Consider the following 25,062-nt stretch of genomic DNA (forward strand, 5'->3'; position numbering starts at 1 on the left):
CCATGAAAAATTTATTATCCGCAGCTTTTATCTTTGGTATTCTTTTTACGGCATGTTCTAAAAAAGAATCTCCGGGTTTCGGAGCTGAGCAAGATATTAAAGTTCATTATGATACGACAGCTATTGATTCGTTTTCAAATGGAGCTGTCTCTGTGGATGTTGCCCGTAAGATCAGAATGTCTTCCCCGCAATATCTGGACTCTGTGAAACAGGTTCAAAAACGCTTGGAAGAGGAGAAGAAACTTCAGGAAGAAAATAAAAAGAAAGTGGAGGAGGAGAAGAAAAAGGCGGACGCTGTCAAAAAACAAACCGTTTCAGAAAACGCCGGCCGCTACCCCTAAAACAGAATAAGCCAAAACATTTTAAAAATAATACAATATGAAAAAACACATTTTAGCAGCTCTGGCAATCTCAGTATTCGCTGTAGCATGCACAAAGTCAACGACAAAGACGGAGCAGGTAGAAAATCCTGACGGATCGGTTACCACTACCACAACGGTTACGGAAACATCTCCTGATGTAGATTCAGCAAAAATTAATCAGGCTAAGGAAGATGTCAATAAAAAATTAGACCAGGCGGGAGATAAAATTGATAATGCAGCCCAGAAAGCAAAGGATAAAATTGATGCTACTGCAGATAAAACAAAACAGGATCTTAGCAAAGTAGGGAATGATATTAAAAGCGGCGCCCAGGAAGCAGGAAAAGATGCTAAAGAAGCTGCCAGGAAAGGAGCCGAAAAAGTAGAGGATGCTGCCAAAAAGTTAAAAGAAGATTTAAGCAAATAAAAAATAAAACCGCAGCCCCAAGGCTGTGGTTTTTATTTATTGAGTTCCAGTAAAGGATCTATATATTCTCTGTCATTGCTTAGCCTTGGTACCTTATTCTGCCCTCCCAGCTTACCTTTAGACTCAAGCCAGTGGTAGAACAAATTATGTTTGGCGATGTGTACTATAGGTCTTTTAAGGGTCATATTGTTATATCTTTTGGCTTCATAATCTGAATTGATGGTCTTTAAATGCTGATCAAAAACATCAATGAAATTCTCCAGATCATCCGGAAGCCTGCTGAATTCAAAAATCCATTCATGAGCACCGCCCTCGTTTTCTTTCATGAATACAGGAGCGCCTGTAAAATCCGTAATCTGGGCACCTGTAGCCTCGCAAGCCTTAGCTAATGCCGACTCCACATTGGTAATCATCAGTTCTTCTCCAAAAGCATTAATATAATGTTTGGTTCTCCCTGTTATTTTTATCCTGAACGGACTGGTGGAAGTAAATACTACCGTATCACCGATCAGATATCTCCATAGCCCTCCGTTAGTGGTAATTACCATCGCATAGTTTTTTCCTATTTCAACCTCTTCAAGGCTTACTACTTTAGGGCTTGAGAAATGGAATTGGTCCATAGGGATAAACTCATAAAATATCCCATAATCCAGCATGAGAAGCATCTCATCACTATCTGATCTGTCCTGTATACCAAAGAAGCCTTCAGATGCATTATAAATTTCATAGTAATTGATGTTTTTTCCGATGATCTGCTTGTATTGTTCCCTGTAGGGCTTAAAACTGATTCCGCCGTGAAAAAAGACCTCCAGATTAGGCCATAGCTCTGCAATGTTGCTGACCTGAGTTTCTTTAAGCACTCTCTGTAAAAGAACCATCATCCAGCTTGGTACTCCCAGAATACTTCCTACATCTTCATTCTTAACCTCTGAGGTTATGGCTTTCAGTTTACTCTCCCATTCAGACATCAGGGATACTTTTTTTACTTGGAGTAGTCGTGATTTCTACCCAGAAAGGGAGATTATCTATTAAAATAGCAGAGAGATCACCAAATTTGGTATTAAAATCGGCATAAAGTTCTGAACTTCCTCCCAATCTGAGGTTTTTGTTGGTAAAAAGCTGATTTTCGGGATGGTTATTGGCGTAAATGGAGACCATATCCTTACCGGCCTTCATGTGGCAATATTCGAGGCTTTCAGCAGAAATAGGGATGAATTTACTTTTAGCGTTGGTGGTTCCGGAAGATTTGGCGAAATGCTTTATAAGGCCCGGCCAGCTCACATCCTTATATCCCTGTCTCGCTTTTTCAATATAAGGCTCAAAATCCTCATAAGTTACTATAGGAACTTTGTTCTTAAAGTCCTGGTAACTGGAAATTGAATTGAATCCGTATAGTTTGCCATATTCTGTATCTTCCGCATGAAACAACTGGGAGAATAATATACCTTTCTGTGTTTCAATGGGATGATCAATGAAATTCTGGATCTGATCTATCCTTTGACGGATAAACCAGTTGACTACGGTATTGAAAAGTGCTTTGGTTGCCATTCCAACAAATATAATGATATTTGAATTTTCAGAGAATTTTTATCGTATTAAATAAAAAAACCGTTACAAATTTTGTAACGGTTGTGCATTAGATTTATTGTTTTTTAGCAATATTCATCGTAAGCTGCCTGAAGGTTTGCTGCAATAGCTCCTGCAGGGTTTCCTTCGATGTGATGTCTTTCCAGCATATGAACCAGTTCTCCGTCTTTGAAAAGAGCTACACATGGAGAGCTTGGCGGGAAAGGAGCAAGGTGTTTTCTGGCCTCTGCTACAGCTTCTGTGTCAAATCCTGCAAAAACAGTAGTCAAATGATCCGGCTTTTTATCTCCTGTTAAAGAATATACTACTCCTGGTCTTGCTGCTCCTGCTGCACATCCGCATACGGAATTGATTACCAGTAGTGTGGTTCCTGACTGCTTTAAGGCTTCTTCCACCTGAGAAGGAGTCGTTAAATCCTGAAACCCTTTATCTGTAAGCTCAGCCTTCATAGGCATTACTAAATCTGTTGGATACATATATTTTGTTTTTTTTATCTGTACAAAGTTAAACAATTCTTTACGTTTCTTCAATATATAATAACTATCAATGGATTAGTCATATAAAATTAATGTAATATTAATATTTCAATAATATTCTAAAAAAGGTGAATTAAAATTATGTATAATAAAATATTTTTATTAAATTTGAAATGATTCTGAAAAACAAGCGACCATGAAAAAACATTTATAACTTTCCCTCAACTGAAGAATCGCTTATTTTGTCGCCATGATGACAGATTATTGATCTCTTTTTCAAAGAAAGTATTGAGCTTTAAAAAGGGATTTTTAGATTAAGAGAAAATGAATCCCGGGACTTGAAAAAGTCCCGGGATTCTTAATCAAATCGATATGCAAAGGTTGAATATCCTATAGTTATGGTGTGAAGCGGCTATATGGTTTCAGAATCACTCTGAATCCAAATGCACGTCACGTTTTAAGAAAGGAGCTTTTTAGCCATTTCGGAAATACTTTTTCCGTCAGATTTTCCGGCTAATGCTTTTGAAGCCACTCCCATTACCTTCCCTAAATCTTTGATAGATTCAGCTCCGGTTTCAGAAATAATGTTTTTAATTTCTGTTTCCAGTTCTTCAGCAGAAAGCTGTTTTGGTAAAAACTGCTCAATAACTTTCATTTGAGCATCTTCTACTTCAGCAAGGTCATTTCTTCCCTGTGCTGTAAACTGGTCGTAAGAATCCTTACGCTGTTTTACCATTCTCTGAAGAATAGCAATTTCCTGTTCTGCAGTTACTTCAGCTCCTACAGCCTCAGTTTTAAGCAGCAATATCTGGGATTTTACAGCACGCAGAGAATCCAAAGCCACTTTGTCTTTAGCTCTCATTGCTGTTTTTATAGCTTCGTTTATTGTATTTTCTAAACTCATGGTTTGGGCTTTAGGCTTTAGGCAATAAGCAGTAAGCGTTTTCATTCGGCTGTAATAGCCTGTAGCTTACTGCGTATAGCTTATAGTGTTAATCTACATCTTTATTTAAAAACCTGTTTTCTCTGATCTGCATAGAACCGTTGTTATCAGACAGGTATGTATTGATATTCTGGTCTGATGCATTGTTTCCATCGATCGAAATATTTTTTTCTTTTGAAAGCAGGAATAGATTCAAATTCGCTTGTACTATCAAAGCTTTGGTAGCGGGAATTGAATTCTTTTAGTTTATTTCTTCTTTCGATTACTCTGTCCTGGTCCACTGTTTTATTCACAAAAGTGAATTCTGATTCTTCAGGCTTGGGTGTTTCCACTTTGCTTTCAGCAGCAGGCTTTGCTTCTGCCTTTGGTTCCTCCTGTTTTTGATAGAAAGTTTCCATTTTTGCAGCAGGTTCAGCGACTACACTTGCGGGAGCATTGAATTCAGCCTTAGGCTGTCCGAAATCTGTTTTAGGCTGATTTCTGGATGGCTCATTCACAAAGAAGTTGAATTCAACAGGTTTCTCTTCTGAAAAAGAATTATTCAGAGGTGTTCCGGATTGAGGCTCTTCTTTTTTGTTTTCAAAATCAAATTTGAAAGATTGGATTTCCAGGTCGTTTTGGATCTTCTGATTCTTCATCAATAGTAAACAAACTATAGGCATCATGTTCATTTTCTTCGCCATTTCTCCAGTTTTGCTCCGGGCTGTTCAGGGTATCTTCTTCTTTATCAAAGAATTTGATTTCTGTTTTGATTTCTTCCTCAATAATCATTTTTTTTTCAGTAGATGTCACATTGAACGGGGTATCGTGATCTTCATCATCTAATCTGAAAAGATTTTTGCCTCCGAAATCGTGTGTTGTTTCAGAAGTGGCCTCTCTTTCTTCCCTCGTTTTAAAAGGTGAATTTTTGGGCGCATCAAAACTGTCATTAAGGCTGATTCTGATCTTTTCCGTAGGGCCTGCAAACTTTTTGTTCTCATTGGAAAACCCTGTAGCGATAACAAGAACACTTACAGCATCTCCTAATTCTTCGTCTGCACCTACCCCGAAAATGATGTCGGCTGTATTTCCGGCTTCTTTTTGAATGTGGTCCATGATCACTCCTATTTCGTCCATGGTAACTTCTTCCGCACCGCTTCTGATCAGCAATAGAACGTTTTTCGCTCCTGTAATCTTGTTATCGTTCAATAGCGGAGAATCTAGTGCCTTTCTTACGGCTTCTTCTGCTTTGTTTTCACCTGAAGCAATACCAGTAGACATTAAGGCAGTACCAGAGTTCTGAAGGACAGATTTGGCATCCCTGAAGTCAATATTTACATCAAAGTAACCTGTAATCACCTCTGCCATTCCTTTAGCTGCATTGGTAAGCACTTCATCGGCTTTTGAAAACCCCTGTTTGAAACCAAGGTTCCCAAATTGCTGTCTTAGTTTATCATTGTTGATGACAATTAACGAGTCAACATTATTTCTTAATTTGTCAAGACCGTTTTCAGCCTGCTCAAGCCTTCTTTTCCCTTCAAAGCTAAAAGGGACGGTAACAATACCTACGGTCAGTATTCCCATGTCTTTTGCTACTTTAGCAATAACGGGTGCAGCCCCGGTACCGGTACCACCACCCATTCCGGCGGTGATGAACACCATTTTCGTGTTCTGGCCCATGGCGGCCTTGATATCTTCAATACTTTCGATAGCTGATTTTTCACCTACTTCAGGATCTGCTCCGGCACCAAGACCTTCCGTAATGGAAGTTCCCAGCTGAACTTTATTGGCAACAGGGTTATTATCCAGTGTTTGGGCATCCGTATTACAAATTACGAAGTCTACCCCGTGAATACCCTTTTCATACATGTGCTTTAGTGCGTTGTTTCCACCACCTCCTACACCGATTACTTTTATAATGGATGAATTCCCCTTTGGTAGGTCAAATGAAAATCCTTGTGTACCTATATTTTCCATAACTATACTTTTTATAATTGATAATTGATTAATGATAATTGATAAGGAAAAAATCGTTTATCGCTTATCATTCATCATTTATAATTTACTCTACTTCTTCAAAGAATTTTTTTACTTTTTCCATAAGCGATTGCCCGAAAGTCAATTTCGCTTTTCTGTTTTCACGTTGCTCATTGGCTGCAGGTTGTTCCAGAACGGGTGTTGCCTGCTGCTGAACCGGCTGGGCGCTTTCTGCTTGTACAGATGCTGCCTCAGGTTTAGTGGGCTCGTTTACAGTTTCTTCCACTTCATCAGCTGCCTGTTTTTTGTCTCTGATCTTTAAACTTTCCATCAGTAACCCAATAGACGTAGCAAATTCAGGGCCTTTCAGGTACTGATTTTTATCATTGGCGATATATTCATTCGCAAAACCGATTCTGCTGTCAAAGCCTGTTGTATAGTTGGCCAACTGGCGAAGATGCTTTAAATTGGAGCCGCCACCGGTTAAAACAATTCCGGCAATCAGCTTTTTCTTTTGCTCAAAAGCACCGTAAGCTTTTAACTCAGTGTTAACCATTTCCAGAACTTCTTCTACTCTTGCATTAATAATCTGTGCTAAAGTTTTTAAAGAAATTTCTTTGTCTGGCCTTCCGTGAAGGCCGGGAATGGTTACAAAAGTACTGTCTTTTTCCAATTCCGGCACAGCGGATCCGAATTTTACTTTTAATTGTTCGGCATGTTTCTCAATAATGGAACATCCTTCTTTGATATCTTCCGTAATGATTCCGCCTCCATATGGAATAACACAGGTATGACGGATGATATTATCTTTAAATATAGCAATATCGGTAGTACCACCTCCAATGTCGACAATGGCTACACCTGCTTCTTTTTCTTCCTTGGTTAGTACGGCTTCTGAAGAGGCCAATGGCTCTAAAGTAAGGGCTTCCATTTCTAATCCAGCTTCCCGTACACACCTTGCAATATTTCTGATGCTTCCCATTTGTCCGACTACTACGTGGAAATTCGCCTCTAAACGTTTTCCATGCATTCCGACAGGCTCCTGGATTTCTCCTTCGGAGTCTACTTTATATTCCTGAGGAAGCACGTGGATGATTTCTTCGCCCGGAAGCATCACCAGCTTTTTTACCTGATCTTTTAATGCTTCGATGTCATCATCCGTAATAAATTTGTCAGGATGTTCACGCATAATATAATCGGAGTGCTGCAGAGAACGGATGTGTTTTCCAGCAATACCTACCGTTACTTTGCGGATAGGAACTCCGGCACTGGATTGTGCCTCGGATACTGCAGCCTTGATTGAATTAATGGTCTGTGAAATATTATTCACAATACCTTTATGAACACCAAGACTTTTAGCTTTACCTACACCGAGAACTTCTATTTTCCCGTGTGCATTCCTTCTTCCGACAATCGCGACTATCTTTGTTGTCCCGATGTCCAGACCTACTGAATACTCTTGATTTTCCATTTGTTTATATCGATTTGATTTTTTTTCTACTTTTTCCATAATCAGGACTATATCCTGTTTTGTGCTAAATCATCCCTTAAGGACTTTTTCTTATTCTATTTTTACTTTGGGTTTTGGTTTCGGCCTGGACTGTGCCGGAACCGGTGCTTTTTTCTCTGTTTTTTTCGTTTCTTTAGATTGTGTTTTTGGTTTAGTGCTTTCTTTCGGTTTTACCGCTGTGGAGCCCGTTTTTTTTGGTTCTGCTGCTTTTGGTTTGATTTCCGTTTTTTTAGCTGCAGCAAGAGACGGGGCTTTTGCCAGCTCAAGCTTTCCAGCTTTTAAAAGACTGTCATTTTCTTTGAAATAGGGATTTAAGGTGGTTACAATCTGGTTCTGGTATTTTACAGACACCATGCTGTATTTTTGTGGATCCTGATATACCAGGTATTTTTCCACAAAAGTTTTAAATCCTTTTACTTTAAAGTCAATATTGTCCAAATCTCCTATCTCCACTCTGTAATTTCCCTCACTTGTCAGAAGACTGTAGCTGTCTTTATATTTTGAAATTCCGATGAAATATTTCTTGCTAAAATCATCTTTATCAATCTTTTCAACCAGTTCTGCCAGTTTTTGATACTCATCGGGCTGTACATTTCCCGTTACCAGCATACACGGATGGGAATAAGTTCTCGAAATCGGAAATTCAATACCTTTCTCATCTACATAAAAATCTTTACCATCCTTATTGAGCCTGAAAATGGGCACCCTCTGTTTGATATCCAGATTGAGCTTACCGTTCAGATTCAGATAGACATTAGCACTATCAACTGCGGGAAGAGCGTTTATTTTTTTCTCTAATGCAGGGATATTGAGGTCTCCCACTTTTCCTGAGGGGTTCTCTTTTTTAACGATCTCCCTGATATCTTTTTCATCAACAAAATAAACCGGGGTTTTTTCATTCATTTTTACAGAAATTTTATTGTCTGTAATAGACTGGCGGCTGAACCTCTTCAATGAGAAGCTCAGTAACAATCCCAGGATAATTACGGTGACAACAATTTTTAATATTCTGTACTTATTTTTCATACTTTTTTGTATTCATGTATTGATGTAGCATGTATTCAAGAATACGCAAATACCTTTTATAATTTATCCAGCCATTCACAGACAGGGTCATATAGAGTGTCTATATTTCCTGCGCCTACTGTAAGGAGGATGTCAAAATCTTTTTCTTTTATTCTTTCAAAAGCATCAGCTAACGCGGATACTTCTTTTTTCTCTAAATTCACTTTTTCAAGCAGCCAGTTTGAAGTGATTCCTTCAAAATTCTGCTGAAGTTCCCTTGCCGGATAAATATCCAGTAGAATCAATTCATCAGAGTGACTTAAGCTTTCAGCAAATCCATCGGCAAAGTCCCTTGTTCTGCTGAAGAGATGTGGCTGGAAGACAACCAATAGTTTTTTATCCGGGTAAAATGTTTTAATAGAGCCCATTACAGCATTGATTTCTGTGGGATGATGGGCATAGTCATCAATATAAATTTTACCGTTAGGATAAATGTGTTTGGTATATCTTCTTTTAATTCCCTTAAAATTGGCAATGGCCTTTTTCAGCGTATCAAAATCTGCACCTAAATTGTGAAGGATAGCCAATGCTACGGTAGCATTTTCCACATTGTGGATACCAGGAATTTCCCATACCAAATCTTTTACGGTCTCTGTTGGGGTGTGGAAGTCAAAATAGATTTTATCATGATCCATACGCAGGTTGTCAGAGTAATAGTCTGCTTTTTCATTTACAGCATAGGTTTGATGTCCTCTGCCGATTTCCACTCCTTTTCTTACAAACAGCTTTTTGTCTTCCGGAACCAGGGCTGCAAATTGTCTGAAGCCTTCTTCAATATGGTTTTTGTCACCATAAATATCCAAATGGTCAGCATCTGTAGATGTAACAACAGCCCAATCGGGGGAAAGGTTCAGGAAGCTTCTGTCGTATTCATCAGCCTCTACCACTGAATAGACAGAGCCGTTATACAGGAAGTTGGATCTGAAATTTTCAGAAATTCCTCCTAAAAAGCATGAAAACGGTAAATCTGCTTCTTTACATAAATGGGAAATCAGGGTAGATGTAGTCGTTTTCCCATGGGTTCCTGCTACAGCTATACAATCTGTATTTTCTGTGATCAGTCCTAAAACTTTTGCTCTTTTGAGAACATCGAATTGATTTTGATTAAAATAATCTAAAATATCCAGGGTTTTAATCGCAGGAGTATAGATTACCAATGTATTTTCTTTTTGAAGGGAAGTTATTTTCTCATCAATAAGATCTTCGAAAACAATATCAATTCCTTCTTCCATCAGGTTTTGGGTAAGTTTTGTATTGGTTTTATCATAGCCCAATACCTTTTTTCCGGAGGCGTTGAAATAGCGCGCCAGGGCACTCATTCCGATACCTCCGATACCGACGAAATAAAAAGTCTGATATGTTTGTAAATTGTTCATTTATTTGCTTTGTATTGTTGTATTCATGTATGATGTATTCATGGGTATTGTTGTTATTAATACATTGTACAATGATACTTTTACATTAATTTAAAAATTTCGTCTACAATCTCTTTTGCGGCGTTGGGCTTTGCAAAATATTTCAGATTGTCAGACATTTCTTTTCTTAAGCTTTCGTTTTCGCAGATTTCTGATAATGTATTCCAGAATTTTTCCTGCATTTCAGAATCTTTTACCATTCTGGCTGCATTTTTTTCAACCAGATTCATAGCATTTTTGGTCTGGTGGTCTTCTGCAGCAAAAGGGAAGGGCACCAGTAAAACAGGTTTTTGTGCTACTGCCAGCTCTGAAATGGCAATGGCTCCGGCTCTTGAAACAATTACATCTGCTGCAGAATAGGCTGTTTCCATATCTCTGATAAATTCTTTCAGATGAATGGACGCTGAAAGCTGAAGGTTGGAAGATAGTTCATCATAATCCAACTTTCCGGTTTGCCAAATCAATTGATAACCTTTTTCTTGCAGATTTTCCAGGTTTTCTTTCCAGGCATTATTCAATGTTCTGGAGCCTAAGGAACCTCCTACGGATAATATCGTAAGTTTATTTTTATCTAAACCCATTTTTTCTTTAGCCTGAGCAGTATCCTGCATTCCTGAAACAATAGCAGAACGGATAGGGTTCCCTAAAAACCTTATTTTTTCAGCGGGGAATCCTTCCACTTCCGGATAGGCTGTAAATACGGCTTTTGCTTTTTTGCTCAATATTTTATTGGTTACACCTGCATGGGCATTCTGCTCCTGGATAAAAATTGGAATTCCCAGCTTACTTGCTTCGTACAAAGCGGGTCCACTGGCGAAACCTCCTGTGCCCACCGCAAAATCCGGGGCAAAATTTTTAATAATTTTTTTAGATCGGGACAGGCTTTTTAAAATTTTGAAAGGCAGACCAAGGTTGGATAATAAATTCCCCCTGTTGATTCCTGCAATATCAATTCCTTCTATTTTATAACCGGCCTGAGGGACTTTTTCCATCTCCATTTTCCCATTGGCCCCAATGAACAAAAATTCTGCATCAGGAAATCTTTTCCTGATCTCATCAGCTATAGCAATGGCAGGGAAGATATGTCCTCCTGTTCCTCCGCCTGATAGTAATATTTTTATTTTTTTGCTCATCGTTTTGTTAATAGGGCTACGCCTGTTTTTGTTAAATCGTCCCTTCGGGACTCTTTGGTTTATGCTATATCGTTTATTTCTGCTATACTTTGTTTTTTGCCCATTCCTTCTTCATCATAAATCTGGATTCTGGAGCTTATGTTTAAAATAATTCCCAACTGCAAATAGGTTACCAACATGGAAGTTCCTCCATAGCTTATTAAAGGCAGCGGCTGTCCTGTAACCGGGATCAGATTAACGGCAACGGCTATGTTGACCGATAACTGGATAAAAATCATTACCCCAAGGCTGAGTACCAGCAAGGATCCGAAGAATGCCGGCATTTTGCTGGCGATCATCACAATCCGTATCATCATAATCAGGTATAGGCTGATCAGGAAGGCGGCACCTATTAATCCGTATTCTTCTACAATAACCGCGAAGATAAAGTCGGAAGCAGATTGTGGAAGCATTTGCTTCAATGCGCTTTTTCCCGGCCCCATTCCTGTAATTCCACCATGTACGATGGCGGCTTTTGCCTGCATTACCTGATAGTTTTTAGCTTTTACGCTTTCATCATCGGTATCTGCCGTTTTGGCTTTGCTGGAGGTAAATGTTTCAATACGGCTCATCCATGTATGGACACGGTTTCCGCCGATCATATTGGTATTCAATGCAATCAGTAAAAAGAGTACAATGGCTACAAAGGAGGCAGAAATAAATCCTGCAATGTATTTCCAGTGTAGCTGGCCGATAACCAGGACAATGACAGAAACCATTAAAATCATCAATGCCGTAGACCCGTTATCTTTTGCCACTAATACAAAAACCAGAAGTATCGGGCCGAAAATATACATGATATTCTCTATAGGAAGCCTTTCTCTTGTGATTTTTTTTGTTAAATATCTGCATAAATAGATAATCAGCATTAAAAATGCAAAAGATGATGGTTGGAATGAGATAGGGGTTCCCGGGATTTTTAACCATCTTGAGGCACTGGCTCCGTCAATGGTTTGTCCGGTAAACATGGTAACAATCAATAAAATAATCATTAATCCCAGCAGGATGCTGCTGAGCTTTCCGATGTATTCATATTTTACGGTTCCTACCAATCTCATAATTCCTAATCCTAAGACTACAAAGAACATATGTTTTATGACGTGACCTGTAGTGGTCCCGTTATTCACAATGTATTCCAGGTTTGAACTTGCAGAGTAAACAGGGAAAATCGAGAAAATGGAGATCACAAGAATGACCATCCAAAGTACTTTATCGCCCTTTAGAAATTCAAATCTGCTTTCTGTGTTCTGTTCGTCCATAATTAATGCTATTGGCTTCTGGCTATTAGCCATTGGCTTTTAATACCTGCTCTTTAAACTGATGCCCTCTGTCTTCATAGCTTTTAAATAAATCAAAGCTTGCACAGCAAGGGGACAGCAGAACTGTGTCTCCTTTTTTAGCCAATGATTTTGATATTTTCACGGCCTCTTCCATACTTGAAGTATCATAAATAAATTCTTTTTTGTCTCTAAAAAAGTCTATAATCTTCTTGTTATCAATTCCCAGGCAAACAATTGCCTTTACTTTTCTTTTAACCAGTTCTTCAATTTCGGTATAATCATTTCCTTTATCCAGTCCTCCAACAATCCACACGGTTGGTGTTTTCATACTTTCCAGTGCGTAATACGTGGCATTAACGTTGGTGGCTTTACTGTCATTGATGTATTTAACTCCTTCAATTTCAGCTACAAATTCCAGTCTATGTTCTACAGCCTGAAAAGTCATTAATGAATTTCTGATACTTTCATTATTGATTTCCAGTATTTTACCGGCAATTGAGGCCGCTAAGCTGTTGGCAACGTTATGATTTCCAAGCAGAGATAATTCATCAATTTTCATTGAGAATTCGTCTTGCATTTTAACCACAATTTTATCATCATTAATGAAACCTCCTTCAGACAATTTTTCTTTTGTGGAGAAAGGAATCATTTTCGCTTTTATTTCTAGTTTTTCAAGAATGCTTTTACTCATTTCATCATCTTTATTGTAGATGAAGAAGTTGTCGTTTTCCTGATTTTCAGCAATCCTGAATTTTGCCAATGCATATTCTTCGTAGTTGTAGTTGTACTGATCCAGGTGGTCCTGGGACAAATTCAGCAGCAAAGAAATATAGGGTCTGAAATTCTGAATATCATCCAGCTGGAACGAGCTTACTTCCAGTACATAATATTCATGGTTTTCATCAGCTACCTGCTTGGCAAAACTGTATCCTATATTGCCTCCCAATCCTACACTCAGCCCATCATTTTTCAGGATGTAATAGATCAGGGAAGTGGTGGTTGTTTTTCCGTTGCTTCCGGTAATGGCAATAATTTTTGAATCTGTAAATTCAGATGCAAATTCAATTTCAGAAGAGAGTCTTATCCCTTTCTCATGAATTTTGTGGATAATGTCTGCCTTTTTGGGAATTCCCGGGCTCTTTACAATCCAGTCAGCATGTAAAATCCTGTCTTCATCGTGGTTTCCTTCTTCAAATTCAATTTCATTGTCGATAAGAAATTGCTTATAGTTATCTTTAATGGCTCCTCTGTCTGAAAGAAATACTTCCAGCCCTTTCTTTTTAGCCAAATAAGCAGCTCCACATCCGCTTTCTCCACCTCCTAAAACAACTATTTTCATATTATAAAAGCTTTATGCTACAAGCTTTAAGCTTCAGGCTTAATGCTTATAGCTTTTAATTTTATCTCATTTTTAATGTGATCAGACATACAATTGCCAGTATTACCCCGATAATGATCATCCTGTTGACGATTTTACTTTCGTGAAATCCTTCTTTCTGATAGTGATGGTGTAATGGAGACATTTTAAATAGCCTGTTGTTTTGGGCATATTCCAGCCCGTATTTTTTCTTTCTGTATTTAAAAACGATTACCTGCAGCATTACAGAGAGGTTTTCAATTAAGAAGATTCCGCACAAAACGGGAATCAGTAATTCCTTTCTCAATATAATGGCTAAAACGGCAATCACTCCTCCCAGCATTAGACTTCCTGTATCTCCCATGAAAACCTGTGCCGGATAGGTGTTGTACCAGAAGAACCCGATCACCGCACCTACCATCGCTACGGCAAAAATGGTGGTCTCTCCCATATTGGGAAGGAACATGATATTGAGATAGTCTGCGAAGATAATGTTCCCCGAAAGATAGGCGAAAAGGGCCAGGGTAAGCAATATGACAGCACTTGTCCCTGCTGCGAGGCCATCGATGCCATCTGTAATATTAGCACCGTTTGAAACAGCAGTAACAATGAAGATAACAATAGGGATAAAGACAATCCATGCCCATTCGTGGGCATCTTTATCATTCATCCAAAACAAAATTCCGCTGTAGTCGAATTCATTGTTCTTTGCAAACGGAACAGTAGAAACCGTAATTTTTTCTGTAGGCATAAAGTTCTGTTCCACATTATTCCGGTTTACAACTTTTGCATCGGCATATTTTCTTTTAACCGTGATATCCGGATGGAAATACATTGTAATTCCGACAATTAGCCCAAGACCAACCTGCCCTACAATCTTAAATTTTCCGCTTAATCCGTCTTTATTTTTTTTGATTTTCTTCAAATAGTCATCAAGGAAACCGATCGCTCCCATCCAAAACATGGAAACCAGTAACAAAACAATATAAACATTGGTAATTCTTGTAAATAATAATACCGGGATAATGGTAGCGAGAATGATGATAAGGCCACCCATGGTAGGGGTTCCTTCTTTTTGCTTCTGACCATCTAATCCAAGGTCTCGTACTAATTCTCCCATCTGTTTTGTTCTCAGGTAGTTGATGACTCTTTTTCCGAAAACAAGAGCAATAATCAAAGAGAAAAGGACAGCCATTCCGGCTCGGAAGGAGATGTATTTTAACATTCCCAATCCCGGAATATGAATTCCATGGTTAGTTAGATATTCGTATAGATAGTATAGCATGTCTTCTTTTTTAATTTAAGGATTAAGAAATCAAGGTATTTAGAAACTTATAATGTCTTAATCCCTGAACCTCAATTTTTTAATTTAATTTTTATTTACTCATTAATCTCCAAAGCTCATTAATTACTTCTTTGTCATCAAAATGGTGTTTTATGCCATTTATCTCCTGATAGGTTTCGTGGCCTTTTCCGGCTACTAAAACAATATCTTTAGGTTCAGCAAACTTTATCGCCATTTTTATGGCCTCTTTTCTGTCCGGAATTGAAGTATATTTGCTGAAGTTTTGAGGTTCAACGCCCGCTTCAATTTCTTTAATGATCTGTGCCGGATCTTCTGTTCTCGGATTGTCTGAAGTGATGATGGCCAATGTGGATTTTTTAGTGGCAATATTTCCCATTTCAGGTCTTTTGGAGTGATCTCTGTCTCCTCCGCATCCGAATACGGTAATTAACCTTTCATTTTTTGTTCTGATATCATTGATACTGTCCAGGATGTTTTCTAATGCATCCGGCGTATGGGCATAATCTACGATAAAAAAGATTCCTCCATCTGATTTGAATGTTTCAAATCTTCCTGAAACTCTTTTCAGCTTACTGATGGCCTGAAGGATTTCGTCCTGTTCAAAACCAAGTTCCGCTGCAATTCCGAAAACCAGCAATAAGTTGTAAACATTAAACTTTCCTGTCAATGTTGTCCAGAACTCTTTCCCGTTGAAATTCAGCAACATTCCGTTGAAATCCACTTCTAAAAGTCTTCCATGGTAATCCGCCATGGTTTTCAAGGCATAAGACTTCTTTTCAGCTTTGGTATTCTGAAGCATTACGGGGCCGTTTTTGTCATCTATATTGGTGATGGCAATGGCTGTATCTTCTAATTCGTCGAAGAATCTTTTCTTTGTTTTTAAATATTCTTCAAATGTTTTATGATAATCTAAATGATCGTGGGTCAGGTTTGTGAAACCGGCTACTTTGAAGTGTAGTCCTTCAATTCTGTTTTGGGCGATTCCGTGAGAGCTTACTTCCATGAAAGCATATTCACATCCTTTTTCTACAGCTTCCGCTAAAATTTTGTTGATGGTAATGATATCCGGAGTGGTGTGAGTTGCCGGAATAATTTCATCTCCGATTCTGATCTCAACAGTAGATAGTAAAGCAGCATCATACCCTAGATTTTTGAAAACATCAAAAAGCAGGGTAGATACAGAAGTTTTTCCATTGGTTCCTGTAACACCCACCAATTTCAGCTTCTGAGAGGGATTCCCATAGAAATTGGAAGCAAGGCGACCCAATGCTTTGGATGAATCTTTTACTTTTATGTAGGTTACCCCTTCGGCTAATGTTTCAGGAAACTCTTCACAAACAATTGTTGTTGCTCCTTTTTCAATAGCGGAAGCAATGAATGAGTGACCATCCACTACGGTACCCCTTATGGCAATATAAAGAGCGTTCTCTGTAATTTTTCTGCTGTCGAACACCAGCGCAGCAACCTCACGGTTGACGTCACCGTGGATTTCTATTACCGGAATTCTGTTTACTAATTCTTGTATTATCATTTTTATCAATAGGACCTGACCCTATTTTTTTGTTAAATCGTCCCTTCGGGACTCTGTTTTTTTAAATTTTGCAGAGACAAATAAATTCTCTGGTTCTTACTAATTGTGGTGCCTTCCAGCGGGAATTGTTCCTTAATCCTTCCCACTCCTTTATAATCGACACGGTATCCCAGGTTTTCCAATTGTGGAATCACGTTTTTACCTATTAATCCTACTACATTAGGCATCTGCTTATCATTCACTGCTATTTTGACGTTGGGTTCAACCATTTTGCTAAGGTTTACTTTTTTGTCTACAAGCATTTCTTTTTCAATATTCTGTGGTGTTTTCAGGAATGTTTTTCCTGCAATTTCTTTAAATACCGGAGCCGCTACGGAACCTCCATAAAATCCGATTGCGGTATTAGGTTCGCTCACCATGACATAGCATGTATATTTTGGCGCATCTGCAGGATAAAACCCGGCGAATGAAGCCCTATATTTCATTGGGCCCGGAAGCCAGTATTCAAATCTTGCTGTTCCTGTTTTCCCAGCCATCTTCAGGTTGGGCGTGAAGATACTTCGTCCGGTACCTTTTTCAACTGCCTTTGTTAAGGCGCTGGTCATCATTTTAATAGCTTTTTCTGAAGCCATTTTATTGACCATTACCTCGGGCTTTGCGTTGTACATTACTTTTCCGTCCTTCATGATTTTATCAATGAATAGCGGTTTAAGCATTTTACCTCCATTAGCAACTCCATTGTAGAAGGTTGTTAATTGCAATAAATTGATATTTGAAGAATATCCGTATGAAATGGATGCTAATGTTGCAGCATTCCATCTTTTGTTCTGAGGAGTTACGATTTTCGGCTTTGTTATACCCGGAAGCTCGATATCCATTTTGTCAAATAACTTCCAGCGTTTCAGATGGTCGAGGAAGATCTGGGGCTTTTCAGCATAGTATTTTGTGATGAGCTTGGCGGTTCCTACGTTACTGGATTTGGCCAATACATCACTGATATCATAGGTGCCTCCACCGTGACCATCAGAAATTCTTTGTTTTGCGTAGGTCCAGACACCGTTACCAACGTTTACAGTGGTATTTTCATCAATGAAACCGTCGTCCATTGCAGCCAGCAAAGAAATGGTTTTAAAGGTAGAGCCCGGCTCAATATTATCTTTCAGGGCATAGTTATAAGAGTCTTCGTATTCACCTGATTCTGTTCTTCTTAAGTTAACCAGCGCACGTACTTTTCCTGTTTCCACTTCCATGACAATGACGGTGCCATGCTTTGCCTCAAAATTAATAAGCTGCTTCTCCAGGGCAGAATGTGCAATGTCCTGAATTCTAAGATCTAAGGTTGTATAGACATCTTCTCCATCTACCGGCTCCTGTACTTTCCAGAAGTCGATAGGTTTCCATTGGGAAGAGTTGATTCTCTGTTCCAGTCTTTTTCCGTCGGTTCCTGTTAGATATTTTGAAAAGGCACCTTCAAGTCCGGATTTAAATTCCCCGTTATCTATCCCGATGGTTCCTGCACCGATTTCTGAGGTAGCCAGCTCTCTTTTGTAGTTCCGGTCAACAATAAATCCTCCTTTGTTTTTTCCTCTTTTAAAAATCGGGAATTTTCTTATTCTGTCGTATTGGTCGAAATCAAGACCTTTTACCAAGGTATAATACTGGTTTTTCTTTTTCTTTTGTTCGTCAAATTTTTGTCTGAATTCGCTTCTGGGTTTTCCGAACATTTTGCTCAGGGAATCAGTCAGGGCACCGATATTATTGGTGTAGACTGTATCTTTCATTGTTTTGAAGTCAAGATAAATGTCATACCGCATTACGGTTGTTGCAAGAATAGACCCGTCAGAAGCAAACAGGTTACCCCGTGCAGCCTTTAGAGTGGCCTCACGGTAGTTTTTATTAATGTAATCATCTTTAATTTCCTGAACATTGGTATTCTGAAGGATAACGATCCTTGCCAAGAACATTACAAACACGCACAAAGCTACCACTGCGAAGAGGTAGCCCCATCTTAACGTTTTTTTACGTTTATTGTCGTATTCATTTTGCTTTTGCATCTGTACTGTCCAGTTTTATTAGCAACTTGTGAGGATGGTTTTCCAGGGTCATTAATGAATCCCGGGCGACTTCTTTCCCCAGCTCTGATTCCATTTTTACTTTGATCAGCTTACTCTGGGCGTAAGCGTTTCTTGATTTATATTCTTCTGTTTCTTCTTTTAAGGCATTGACAATTTTAATTTTTTTTATTGACGAGATGGTTACTGTAAATCATAGCCATCATCAGTACAAACAACAGGAGAAAATACTTATAATGTATTTTGATCTCATCACGGTTCAGAAAGTTTCCTTTTATAATGTCTATAAAAGTGAGTCTCTTCTGTGGGCGATTTGTTGTTCTTTTTGCCAAAGCTTTGTTTATAATTGATTCATGATAAAAGTCAGTTGATATCGTTTATCACTTATGATTTATCATTTATACCTTTATTCCTGTTCTCATTTTTGCACTTCTTGCTCTGGAGTTTTCTTCAATTTCCTTATCATCAGGAATAATTGCTTTGCTCTTAAGCAATTCAAATGCTTTTTTTATAATTTCCGTAGATATCTCTTTCCGGCTCGCCTTCAAACATTCCGTTTTTCAGAAATCTTTTTACCAAACGGTCTTCTAAAGAATGGTAGGAGATAACCACTAATCTTCCTTCCGGTTTTAAAATATTGTAAGCCTGAACCAGCATTTCCTTTAATACTTCCAGTTCCTGGTTGACTTCAATCCTCACCGCCTGAAAAAGCTGGGCATAGAATTTATTTACTTTATGAGGAGGGATATAGCTAAAAAGCTTCTTCAGATCCTCAGTAGTTTCTATAGTCTTTGTTTTTCTGTGGTGAACAATTTCTCTTGCCAGTTTTCTGGCCTCTCTTAATTCTCCATAGTGGTAGAAAATATCAGCAAGTTCTTCTTCTCCATATTCATTGATCACCCGTTTTGCATCCAGGTTTTGCATGACATTCATTCTCATATCCAGAGGGGCATTGCTTCTGGTAGAGAATCCTCTGTCTGCTTCATCAAACTGATGTGATGAAACCCCCAGGTCGGCTAAAACCCCGTCCACTTGTGAGATTCCGTACATCAGTAATGAGTTTTCCAGGAATCTGAAATTCTGATTTACCAATGTAAACCGGGGATCATCAATTGTATTTTTAAGCGCGTCTAAATCCTGGTCGAAGCTGAATAATTTTCCCTTTTCGGAAAGTCTGCTCAGGATTTCCCTTGAGTGGCCACCTCCACCGAAGGTACAGTCCACATATATTCCGTCGGGATTCGTCACCAAATCATCTACACTCTGCTTCAACAAAACGGGGTTATGATACATGCTTAATTGTGTTTTTTATTAAATACAATATTAATAACCATACAGTTATTCTTCATCGAAAGAGCCCATTACATCTTCGGCAAGGCTGGCAAAATCTGCTTCATTGGTGGAAATGACCTTTTCATAGGCTTCTTTATCCCATATTTCAAAGAGTTCTCCCGCACTGGTTACCACAATCTCTTTCTGTAGATTTGCGAAAAGCATCAGGTCTTTTGAAATTTGCAGTCTTCCTGCATTATCCAGCTCTACTGTTTTTACTCCTGCCGTAAACATTCGAATGAAATCAGCATTCTTTTTAATGAACCTGTTCAGTTTATTAATTTTGCCCATCAGTTTATCCCAGGCATTCATCGGGTAAACTTCCAGACAAGGTTGGAACACAGATCTTTTGACTACAAACGCCTTATCGTCGAAGTTTTCCATCTGTTTGATTAAAGATGAAGGAACTTTTAACCGGCCTTTGTCGTCAATTTTACACTCATATGTTCCAATGAAACTTTTCATTTGGGACAAATTTATATAATAATTTCCAAAATTTCCCACTTTTTCCCACTTTTTGACTTAATGTTAATAAGTTTTATTAAAGATTGAAATTTAAACTCGTAAATAATTGATATGTAGAATGTTGTAAAAAGTGCTATTTAAGCCATAATAACGATGTTTTGAAAAAAAAAGTTAAAAAGGAGAATATTGTATTATTTTTATCTTAAATTAGGATAATCAAAATATTTTTGAGGTTTAATTTGTATTTTTGCAGGGCTTTATTAAGGCATCTTATGATATTTAGTACGAAAAAAGAAAAGAAATATTCCTATGTAGAGGCGGGAGAAGGACATCCATTAGTGCTGTTGCACGGGTTAATGGGTGGTTTGAGCAATTTCGATAAAATGGTAGATTTTTTTTCGAACAGGGGATATAAAGTATATGTCCCTCAATTGCCAATCTATGATTTGCCGGTACTCAATACGAACCTCACCACATTAGCAAAATATATTATCAAGTTTATAGAAAGCCACATTTCAGAACCTGTAACAATTGTAGGAAACTCAATGGGAGGTCATATAGGGCTTATTCTTACTTTGGCAAGACCGGATTTGGTAAAAAATCTTGTTTTGACCGGAAGTTCCGGGTTATATGAAAGAACTTTCGGGGATAGTTTCCCAAGAAAAAAACGACCGATCTTATATCAGGAAAAAAACCGAAGAGGTTTTTTATGATCCAAGTGTTGCTACTGAAGATCTTGTGGATGAAGTTTTTGGAGTGGTGAACGACAGAATGAAAGGAATAAAAACGGTAATGCTGGCAAGAAGTGCCATTAAGCACAATATGCTGAACGATCTTCCTAAAATTTTAACTCCAACCTGTCTGATCTGGGGGAAACAGGATAATGTAACCCCACCTGAAGTAGCAGAGGATATGCACAAGTTTATTCCTAATTCCGATCTATTCTGGATTGATCATTGCGGTCATGCTGCCATGATGGAAAAACCGGATGAGTTCAACGAGATATTATTCAACTGGATAAAAGATAAAGTTTAAAATACATAATATAAATGACCATTAAGAGCTTTTCTTAATGGTTTATTTTTCTAAAATAGATTCAAAATGGTTATTAAAAAAGCAGAGTTTGTAAAGAGTAGTGGAAAATGGCAGGAATGTCCTGAGCCCAATATTCCTGAATATGCTTTTATCGGAAGGTCTAATGTAGGAAAGTCATCATTGATTAATGCTATGATGAATCATAAGGACCTGGCCAAAACTTCACAGACTCCCGGTAAAACCCAGCTGATCAATCATTTTATGGTGAACGAAAGCTGGTATCTTACCGATTTACCGGGATACGGATATGCTAAAGTTTCAAAAGTTCAGCGTAAAGATTTTGAAAAACTGATTACCAATTATATTCTGAACAGAAGAAACCTGGTGAATCTTTTCGTATTGGTAGATGTAAGGCACAATCCACAGAAAATCGATTTGGAATTTATACAATGGTGTGGAGAAAGCGGGGTACCATTTTCGATTGTTTTTACGAAATCAGACAAGTTGAAGCCGAATGCAGTGATCAAAAATGTTGAAGATTATAAAGCAGAGCTTCATAAAACCTGGGAAGATCTTCCGGAGCTCTACGTGACTTCTGCAGAAAAAAAAGAAGGAGGGGATGAAATCCTGAATTTTATAGAAAAGACCAATGATTTTTTTAAAGAATAATAATGTGAGTTTCGATGAGTAATATCATATGGAAAATTAAAACATTTGATGAGTTTACTGTTCCTGAGCTATATGCTGTATTGAAAGCCCGTGTAGATGTTTTTATTATAGAACAGAATTGTCCTTACCCTGATCTGGACAATTATGATCAAAAGGCTGTTCATCTTTGGGCGGAAGAAAATGGAGAAGTGCTTGCCTATTGCCGTATTTTTGATAAAGGAATAAAATATGAAGAAACTTCTATCGGCAGGGTTTTAACTACTGAACAAGCCAGAGGCAAAAATCTGGGTAAGCAGTTAATACAATATGCAGTAGAAACCATAGAAAACCGTTTTCACACTCCGGAAATCAGAATTTCAGCACAGGACTATCTTTTAAGGTTTTATAGCGGATTCGGATTTGAAGATACCGGGAAAAAATATCTGGAAGACGATATTCCGCATACGGAAATGATCAGAAGGTAGAAATATAAAAAGCGAAGAACATCTTCGCTTTTTTGATTTTATGATGAGTGTTTTTAGTTTTTTGGCAGAGCTACCTTACAGGTTATTGGTTTTATATTAATTACATCCTGAGCAATATGATCTGTCTACATACTGTTTGCTGCTTCCCGAGTAATAATAGCATCCGCCTCTTTGTCCTACATAGAGCTGATGTCCGTTGTAAGTACACCCACCGCTGCTTTGTGAATAAGATCTTGAATATCTCGAGCTTGTTGATTTGCTTTTTTCTGCTTTTTTTACTTTTTGTTTTCTTAGGTTTTTTTGAAGCAAATTCTCTGGCAGAAGCGTTGGTGTTGGTTGTCGCTGAAAAGGTTGCCGGCATTAATAGTCCCAGTCCTAAAAGACTTGTAAAAAGTAGTTTTTTCATGATATTTATTTTTTAAATTATTGATTTTAGTTATGATCCAACGATCTATTCAATAGATCGTTGGATTAAGTTTAGGCGTACTGAATTAGTTCCCACACAACTGAGTTCCCACTGTAAGGTGGCATTGTGTTACCTTCAGAAATAGGAGCTGTAGTAGATGGGCTCCCAACAACTTTCCATACTCCAGATTCAGGGCATTTTTCTCCTGTCTTTGCTTTTGTACCTAATGGTTTTTTAGCCATAATAAAATAATTTAGTTGGTTAACATTTCAAAGATATAATGCTCAAAAAATGATTCCTTACGGGAACCCGTAAATTGAACAAATCTTTCAGAACTCTGAAAGATTTGTTTGTGATATCAACAACCAACAGCTCCTGATCTGAGTTTTATTCTAGGATTAACAATTGGATGAGGAGGAAGAATATCCCATTCAGGGAATTTGCTGTTTTTCTTTGCGAGTACAGAGATATCGGAAGGTGATGATTCCGCTGGCTTTTGATTTTCAATAGTATTTTTCATATCAATTATGCTTAAGAAGGTTGTAAAATATTACGGGTGTCTCTTGAGTTGCTTGAAAAATCTTCTGGGGCTATAGATAGTAAAGTATGACGCAAGACTTCAGCTTTTCTGTCTTCCATGGAATACTCTTTTCTGTAGTCAACTACCTCTGCAATGCATCCTCGTAAGACTTCTTTTGATTTTCTTTCTCTTTCTGTAATATTTTCTATGGCCTTTCTCTTGTTTTTTCTATAAGTATAGATCGAATTTCCTGCTATTAAGAGTCCAGTCACGGCTCCAATAATACCCAGCATTCCTAATTTAAAAATGGCTAAACTTATCATAGAAATGAAAATACCAATACCCGTCACGGCATAGGGAACGCTGAGCTTTTTAAGCTCATTTTCCAGAAAGTCTGCCCAATACTTTTGATGCCTTTTAAGTTGCATTTCCTCATCTGTTCCGTCTGTAGTTGAAGTTTTAAAACCGTCAATAATTAATTCTACTTTTTCTTCTATATTATTCCGGTATTCTGCGGTGAAAGTATCATGGGCTTCTACGATCCAGGGCTGGCTTATGGAAACTGCGAGAGCTTGTGTCACTTTAGTAGCTCCCGATTGTTCGGGATCAAATGCGGCGTTGGTTAAGAGTTGGAGAAAGTCTACTTTCTCATCAAAAATGTGTTTTTCATTGTTCATTAAAGCTTGTGCTGCCATTTTATCTCCATCGGTTTGGATGATCAGTTGATTTAATCTTACTTCGTTTTGAAGAGGAAGTTCTTCATCATCAAAATTGGTAACCAGCAGGGAAAGAATTTCATCGAGTTGCACTTTTGTTGCTTCGGAATAATCTGCCGTATTCTCAAAAATGTTTTTAAAATGCAGATCAAGCGGAGTATGGGATCTTGCCTTCGATAATGATAGTTGTAATTCTGTCCAATTGCCAGCGAATTCTTCAAGGAGGATATAATTTTTAGAAGAAGGAGAACTTTGGGTTTTGAAAAAACTAATCCATTGTATCTTTTGTTTATCGATATAGTTATCCGTTTGAGTAAGCTGTTCTATCCAGTTCTTTATATGAGTAATCATAAGCTGATGAGAAGCAGGTTGGAAAACCCCGGTAGTGATTGCTTCCAGAATAACAATAAACTCCCTGTCAAGATGATGAGGGTCCTGATGAAGAAAATATCTTTTCATCCATTGCAGGCAGGCCTCGTTTCTTTCCAGCCTTCTCATAATAAGCATCATGAAAAGCGTAGTTTTATAGTCGTCTCTTTTTAAACTTTCATGAAGAGCCTTGTTGGTAGTAGATTGGTCATCTCTTATCCATGATGTTAACACAATCAGGGCGGGAGCAAGCCAGTAATGGGGAGCCTTTATCATGATTTCTTCTGTAGCATGTTTCAACGTATCATCACTTACAATTCCAACGTCTACTCCATGAAGAATACCTGTTGCCATTCTCCTGATTTCGGCATAATATCCGAATTTAATCTGAAGGTCCTGCTTGAGGTTACCTTGCCGGGTTTCAGCGAGTTGTAGGGCTTTGTTTTTGAGATCGGCTTCAACAAAATCAGCGAAAGAATTCGCCAATGTAAGCAAATCATCTTTGAGATGATCATGCTTGTTATTGAGGCTTCCTAATTCCAGATTTACCTCCCTTAGATCTGCTTTGATAGCTTTTAAAGCACTGTTGATGATCGAAAGATCTGCGTATGAAATTACTTTTTGTGACAT

General features: G+C 38.1%; 18 protein-coding genes and 6 pseudogenes. 5 read left to right on the forward strand and 19 right to left on the reverse strand.

Translation table 11 applies throughout. The features are described 5' to 3' along the window. The first annotated feature begins 2 nt into the window (after window positions 1-2). Both HX13_RS15295 and HX13_RS15300 read left to right on the forward strand, forming a co-directional pair. Window positions 3-341 (forward strand): hypothetical protein, encoded by a 339-nt coding sequence (locus HX13_RS15295; protein WP_050021796.1) that lies wholly within the window; start codon window positions 3-5, stop codon window positions 339-341. Window positions 342-378: 37 nt separating this feature from the next. After that, window positions 379-786 carry a hypothetical protein gene (locus HX13_RS15300; protein ID WP_050021797.1) on the forward strand — a complete coding sequence of 136 codons (408 nt, stop codon included), beginning with the start codon at window positions 379-381 and terminating at the stop codon, window positions 784-786. Window positions 787-818: 32 nt separating this feature from the next. On the opposite strand, the pseudogene HX13_RS15305 reads toward HX13_RS15300, so the two are convergent. From HX13_RS15305 to mraZ, 16 genes and pseudogenes are all read right to left on the reverse strand, one after another. Then, a pseudogene (locus HX13_RS15305) lies at window positions 819-2,334 on the reverse strand (GH3 auxin-responsive promoter family protein). A gap of 104 nt (window positions 2,335-2,438) precedes the next feature. Beyond that, window positions 2,439-2,849: a BrxA/BrxB family bacilliredoxin gene (locus HX13_RS15310; protein ID WP_050021798.1), complete on the reverse strand. Its 411-nt coding sequence runs from the start codon at window positions 2,847-2,849 to the stop codon at window positions 2,439-2,441. Window positions 2,850-3,306: 457 nt separating this feature from the next. After that, a complete protein-coding gene (locus HX13_RS15315; protein WP_050021799.1) occupies window positions 3,307-3,753 on the reverse strand; it encodes a GatB/YqeY domain-containing protein in 447 nt (148 codons plus the stop codon). An 88-nt stretch (window positions 3,754-3,841) separates the two neighbouring features. Continuing rightward, a pseudogene (gene ftsZ / locus HX13_RS15320) lies at window positions 3,842-5,748 on the reverse strand (cell division protein FtsZ). Window positions 5,749-5,833: 85 nt separating this feature from the next. Further along, entirely contained in the window at window positions 5,834-7,219 is a 1,386-nt protein-coding gene (gene ftsA, locus HX13_RS15325) for a cell division protein FtsA (RefSeq protein WP_050021901.1), read from the reverse strand. A gap of 90 nt (window positions 7,220-7,309) precedes the next feature. After that, entirely contained in the window at window positions 7,310-8,284 is a 975-nt protein-coding gene (locus tag HX13_RS15330) for a cell division protein FtsQ/DivIB (RefSeq protein WP_050021800.1), read from the reverse strand. A 56-nt stretch (window positions 8,285-8,340) separates the two neighbouring features. Further along, window positions 8,341-9,699 (reverse strand): UDP-N-acetylmuramate--L-alanine ligase, encoded by a 1,359-nt coding sequence (gene murC, locus HX13_RS15335; protein ID WP_050021801.1) that lies wholly within the window; start codon window positions 9,697-9,699, stop codon window positions 8,341-8,343. Between the two features lie 80 nt (window positions 9,700-9,779). Next, window positions 9,780-10,871, reverse strand: a complete 1,092-nt coding sequence (murG, locus tag HX13_RS15340) for an undecaprenyldiphospho-muramoylpentapeptide beta-N-acetylglucosaminyltransferase (RefSeq protein ID WP_050021802.1) — start codon at window positions 10,869-10,871, stop codon at window positions 9,780-9,782. Window positions 10,872-10,930: 59 nt separating this feature from the next. Then, window positions 10,931-12,169 carry an FtsW/RodA/SpoVE family cell cycle protein gene (locus HX13_RS15345; protein ID WP_050021902.1) on the reverse strand — a complete coding sequence of 413 codons (1,239 nt, stop codon included), beginning with the start codon at window positions 12,167-12,169 and terminating at the stop codon, window positions 10,931-10,933. Window positions 12,170-12,194: 25 nt separating this feature from the next. After that, entirely contained in the window at window positions 12,195-13,529 is a 1,335-nt protein-coding gene (gene murD / locus HX13_RS15350; RefSeq protein ID WP_050021803.1) for a UDP-N-acetylmuramoyl-L-alanine--D-glutamate ligase, read from the reverse strand. Window positions 13,530-13,590: 61 nt separating this feature from the next. After that, window positions 13,591-14,832 (reverse strand): phospho-N-acetylmuramoyl-pentapeptide-transferase, encoded by a 1,242-nt coding sequence (gene mraY, locus HX13_RS15355; protein ID WP_050021804.1) that lies wholly within the window; start codon window positions 14,830-14,832, stop codon window positions 13,591-13,593. Between the two features lie 91 nt (window positions 14,833-14,923). Beyond that, entirely contained in the window at window positions 14,924-16,384 is a 1,461-nt protein-coding gene (locus HX13_RS15360; protein WP_050021805.1) for a UDP-N-acetylmuramoyl-L-alanyl-D-glutamate--2,6-diaminopimelate ligase, read from the reverse strand. A 32-nt stretch (window positions 16,385-16,416) separates the two neighbouring features. Then, window positions 16,417-18,438 (reverse strand): penicillin-binding transpeptidase domain-containing protein, encoded by a 2,022-nt coding sequence (locus tag HX13_RS15365; RefSeq protein ID WP_050021806.1) that lies wholly within the window; start codon window positions 18,436-18,438, stop codon window positions 16,417-16,419. Further along, window positions 18,422-18,788: pseudogene (locus HX13_RS15370) on the reverse strand (FtsL-like putative cell division protein). The gene HX13_RS15365 and the pseudogene HX13_RS15370 overlap by 17 nt, the downstream one beginning before the upstream one ends. 66 nt (window positions 18,789-18,854) lie before the next feature. Next, window positions 18,855-19,749 (reverse strand): annotated as a pseudogene (rsmH, locus tag HX13_RS15375) (16S rRNA (cytosine(1402)-N(4))-methyltransferase RsmH). A 45-nt stretch (window positions 19,750-19,794) separates the two neighbouring features. Further along, entirely contained in the window at window positions 19,795-20,253 is a 459-nt protein-coding gene (gene mraZ / locus HX13_RS15380) for a division/cell wall cluster transcriptional repressor MraZ (protein ID WP_050021807.1), read from the reverse strand. 272 nt (window positions 20,254-20,525) lie between these two features. On the opposite strand from mraZ, the pseudogene HX13_RS15385 reads away from it, so the two are divergent. The 3 genes and pseudogenes from HX13_RS15385 to HX13_RS15395 all read left to right on the forward strand — a co-directional run bounded on the left by HX13_RS15385 (window position 20,526) and on the right by HX13_RS15395 (window position 22,421). Next, window positions 20,526-21,288: pseudogene (locus tag HX13_RS15385) on the forward strand (alpha/beta fold hydrolase). Between the two features lie 66 nt (window positions 21,289-21,354). After that, window positions 21,355-21,979: pseudogene (gene yihA, locus HX13_RS15390) on the forward strand (ribosome biogenesis GTP-binding protein YihA/YsxC). Next, window positions 21,972-22,421 (forward strand): GNAT family N-acetyltransferase, encoded by a 450-nt coding sequence (locus HX13_RS15395; RefSeq protein ID WP_050021809.1) that lies wholly within the window; start codon window positions 21,972-21,974, stop codon window positions 22,419-22,421. Before yihA ends, HX13_RS15395 begins: the two are co-directional and overlap by 8 nt. 100 nt (window positions 22,422-22,521) lie before the next feature. Here HX13_RS15395 and HX13_RS15400 read toward each other — a convergent pair whose 3' ends face one another. The 3 genes from HX13_RS15400 to HX13_RS15405 form a co-directional block, all read right to left on the reverse strand. Then, window positions 22,522-22,827: a hypothetical protein gene (locus HX13_RS15400; RefSeq protein WP_050021810.1), complete on the reverse strand. Its 306-nt coding sequence runs from the start codon at window positions 22,825-22,827 to the stop codon at window positions 22,522-22,524. A gap of 358 nt (window positions 22,828-23,185) precedes the next feature. Next, window positions 23,186-23,347 (reverse strand): hypothetical protein, encoded by a 162-nt coding sequence (locus tag HX13_RS22595; RefSeq protein WP_157837456.1) that lies wholly within the window; start codon window positions 23,345-23,347, stop codon window positions 23,186-23,188. Between the two features lie 11 nt (window positions 23,348-23,358). Continuing rightward, on the reverse strand, window positions 23,359-25,062 hold the full coding sequence (locus HX13_RS15405; protein ID WP_128572440.1) for a hypothetical protein: 1,704 nt from the start codon (window positions 25,060-25,062) through the stop codon (window positions 23,359-23,361).

Origin of the sequence: Chryseobacterium sp. P1-3 (genome assembly GCF_000738495.1) — a bacterium.
GTDB classification, from domain to species: domain Bacteria; phylum Bacteroidota; class Bacteroidia; order Flavobacteriales; family Weeksellaceae; genus Chryseobacterium; species Chryseobacterium gallinarum.

What these genes read in the sequence shown, in the direction of transcription:
- HX13_RS15345 (WP_050021902.1), bottom strand. Translation starts at nt 12,169, where the DNA reads ATGGACGAACAGAACACAGAAAGCAGATTTGAATTTCTAAAGGGCGAT.
- HX13_RS22595 (WP_157837456.1), bottom strand. Translation starts at nt 23,347, where the DNA reads ATGAAAAATACTATTGAAAATCAAAAGCCAGCGGAATCATCACCTTCC.
- HX13_RS15315 (WP_050021799.1), bottom strand. Translation starts at nt 3,753, where the DNA reads ATGAGTTTAGAAAATACAATAAACGAAGCTATAAAAACAGCAATGAGA.
- HX13_RS15295 (WP_050021796.1), top strand. Translation starts at nt 3, where the DNA reads ATGAAAAATTTATTATCCGCAGCTTTTATCTTTGGTATTCTTTTTACG.
- HX13_RS15400 (WP_050021810.1), bottom strand. Translation starts at nt 22,827, where the DNA reads ATGAAAAAACTACTTTTTACAAGTCTTTTAGGACTGGGACTATTAATG.
- mraZ (WP_050021807.1), bottom strand. Translation starts at nt 20,253, where the DNA reads ATGAAAAGTTTCATTGGAACATATGAGTGTAAAATTGACGACAAAGGC.
- HX13_RS15330 (WP_050021800.1), bottom strand. Translation starts at nt 8,284, where the DNA reads ATGAAAAATAAGTACAGAATATTAAAAATTGTTGTCACCGTAATTATC.
- HX13_RS15310 (WP_050021798.1), bottom strand. Translation starts at nt 2,849, where the DNA reads ATGTATCCAACAGATTTAGTAATGCCTATGAAGGCTGAGCTTACAGAT.
- HX13_RS15395 (WP_050021809.1), top strand. Translation starts at nt 21,972, where the DNA reads ATGAGTAATATCATATGGAAAATTAAAACATTTGATGAGTTTACTGTT.
- HX13_RS15365 (WP_050021806.1), bottom strand. Translation starts at nt 18,438, where the DNA reads ATGCAAAAGCAAAATGAATACGACAATAAACGTAAAAAAACGTTAAGA.
- HX13_RS15300 (WP_050021797.1), top strand. Translation starts at nt 379, where the DNA reads ATGAAAAAACACATTTTAGCAGCTCTGGCAATCTCAGTATTCGCTGTA.
- murC (WP_050021801.1), bottom strand. Translation starts at nt 9,699, where the DNA reads ATGAACAATTTACAAACATATCAGACTTTTTATTTCGTCGGTATCGGA.
- HX13_RS15360 (WP_050021805.1), bottom strand. Translation starts at nt 16,384, where the DNA reads ATGATAATACAAGAATTAGTAAACAGAATTCCGGTAATAGAAATCCAC.
- mraY (WP_050021804.1), bottom strand. Translation starts at nt 14,832, where the DNA reads ATGCTATACTATCTATACGAATATCTAACTAACCATGGAATTCATATT.
- ftsA (WP_050021901.1), bottom strand. Translation starts at nt 7,219, where the DNA reads ATGGAAAATCAAGAGTATTCAGTAGGTCTGGACATCGGGACAACAAAG.
- HX13_RS15405 (WP_128572440.1), bottom strand. Translation starts at nt 25,062, where the DNA reads ATGTCACAAAAAGTAATTTCATACGCAGATCTTTCGATCATCAACAGT.
- murD (WP_050021803.1), bottom strand. Translation starts at nt 13,529, where the DNA reads ATGAAAATAGTTGTTTTAGGAGGTGGAGAAAGCGGATGTGGAGCTGCT.
- murG (WP_050021802.1), bottom strand. Translation starts at nt 10,871, where the DNA reads ATGAGCAAAAAAATAAAAATATTACTATCAGGCGGAGGAACAGGAGGA.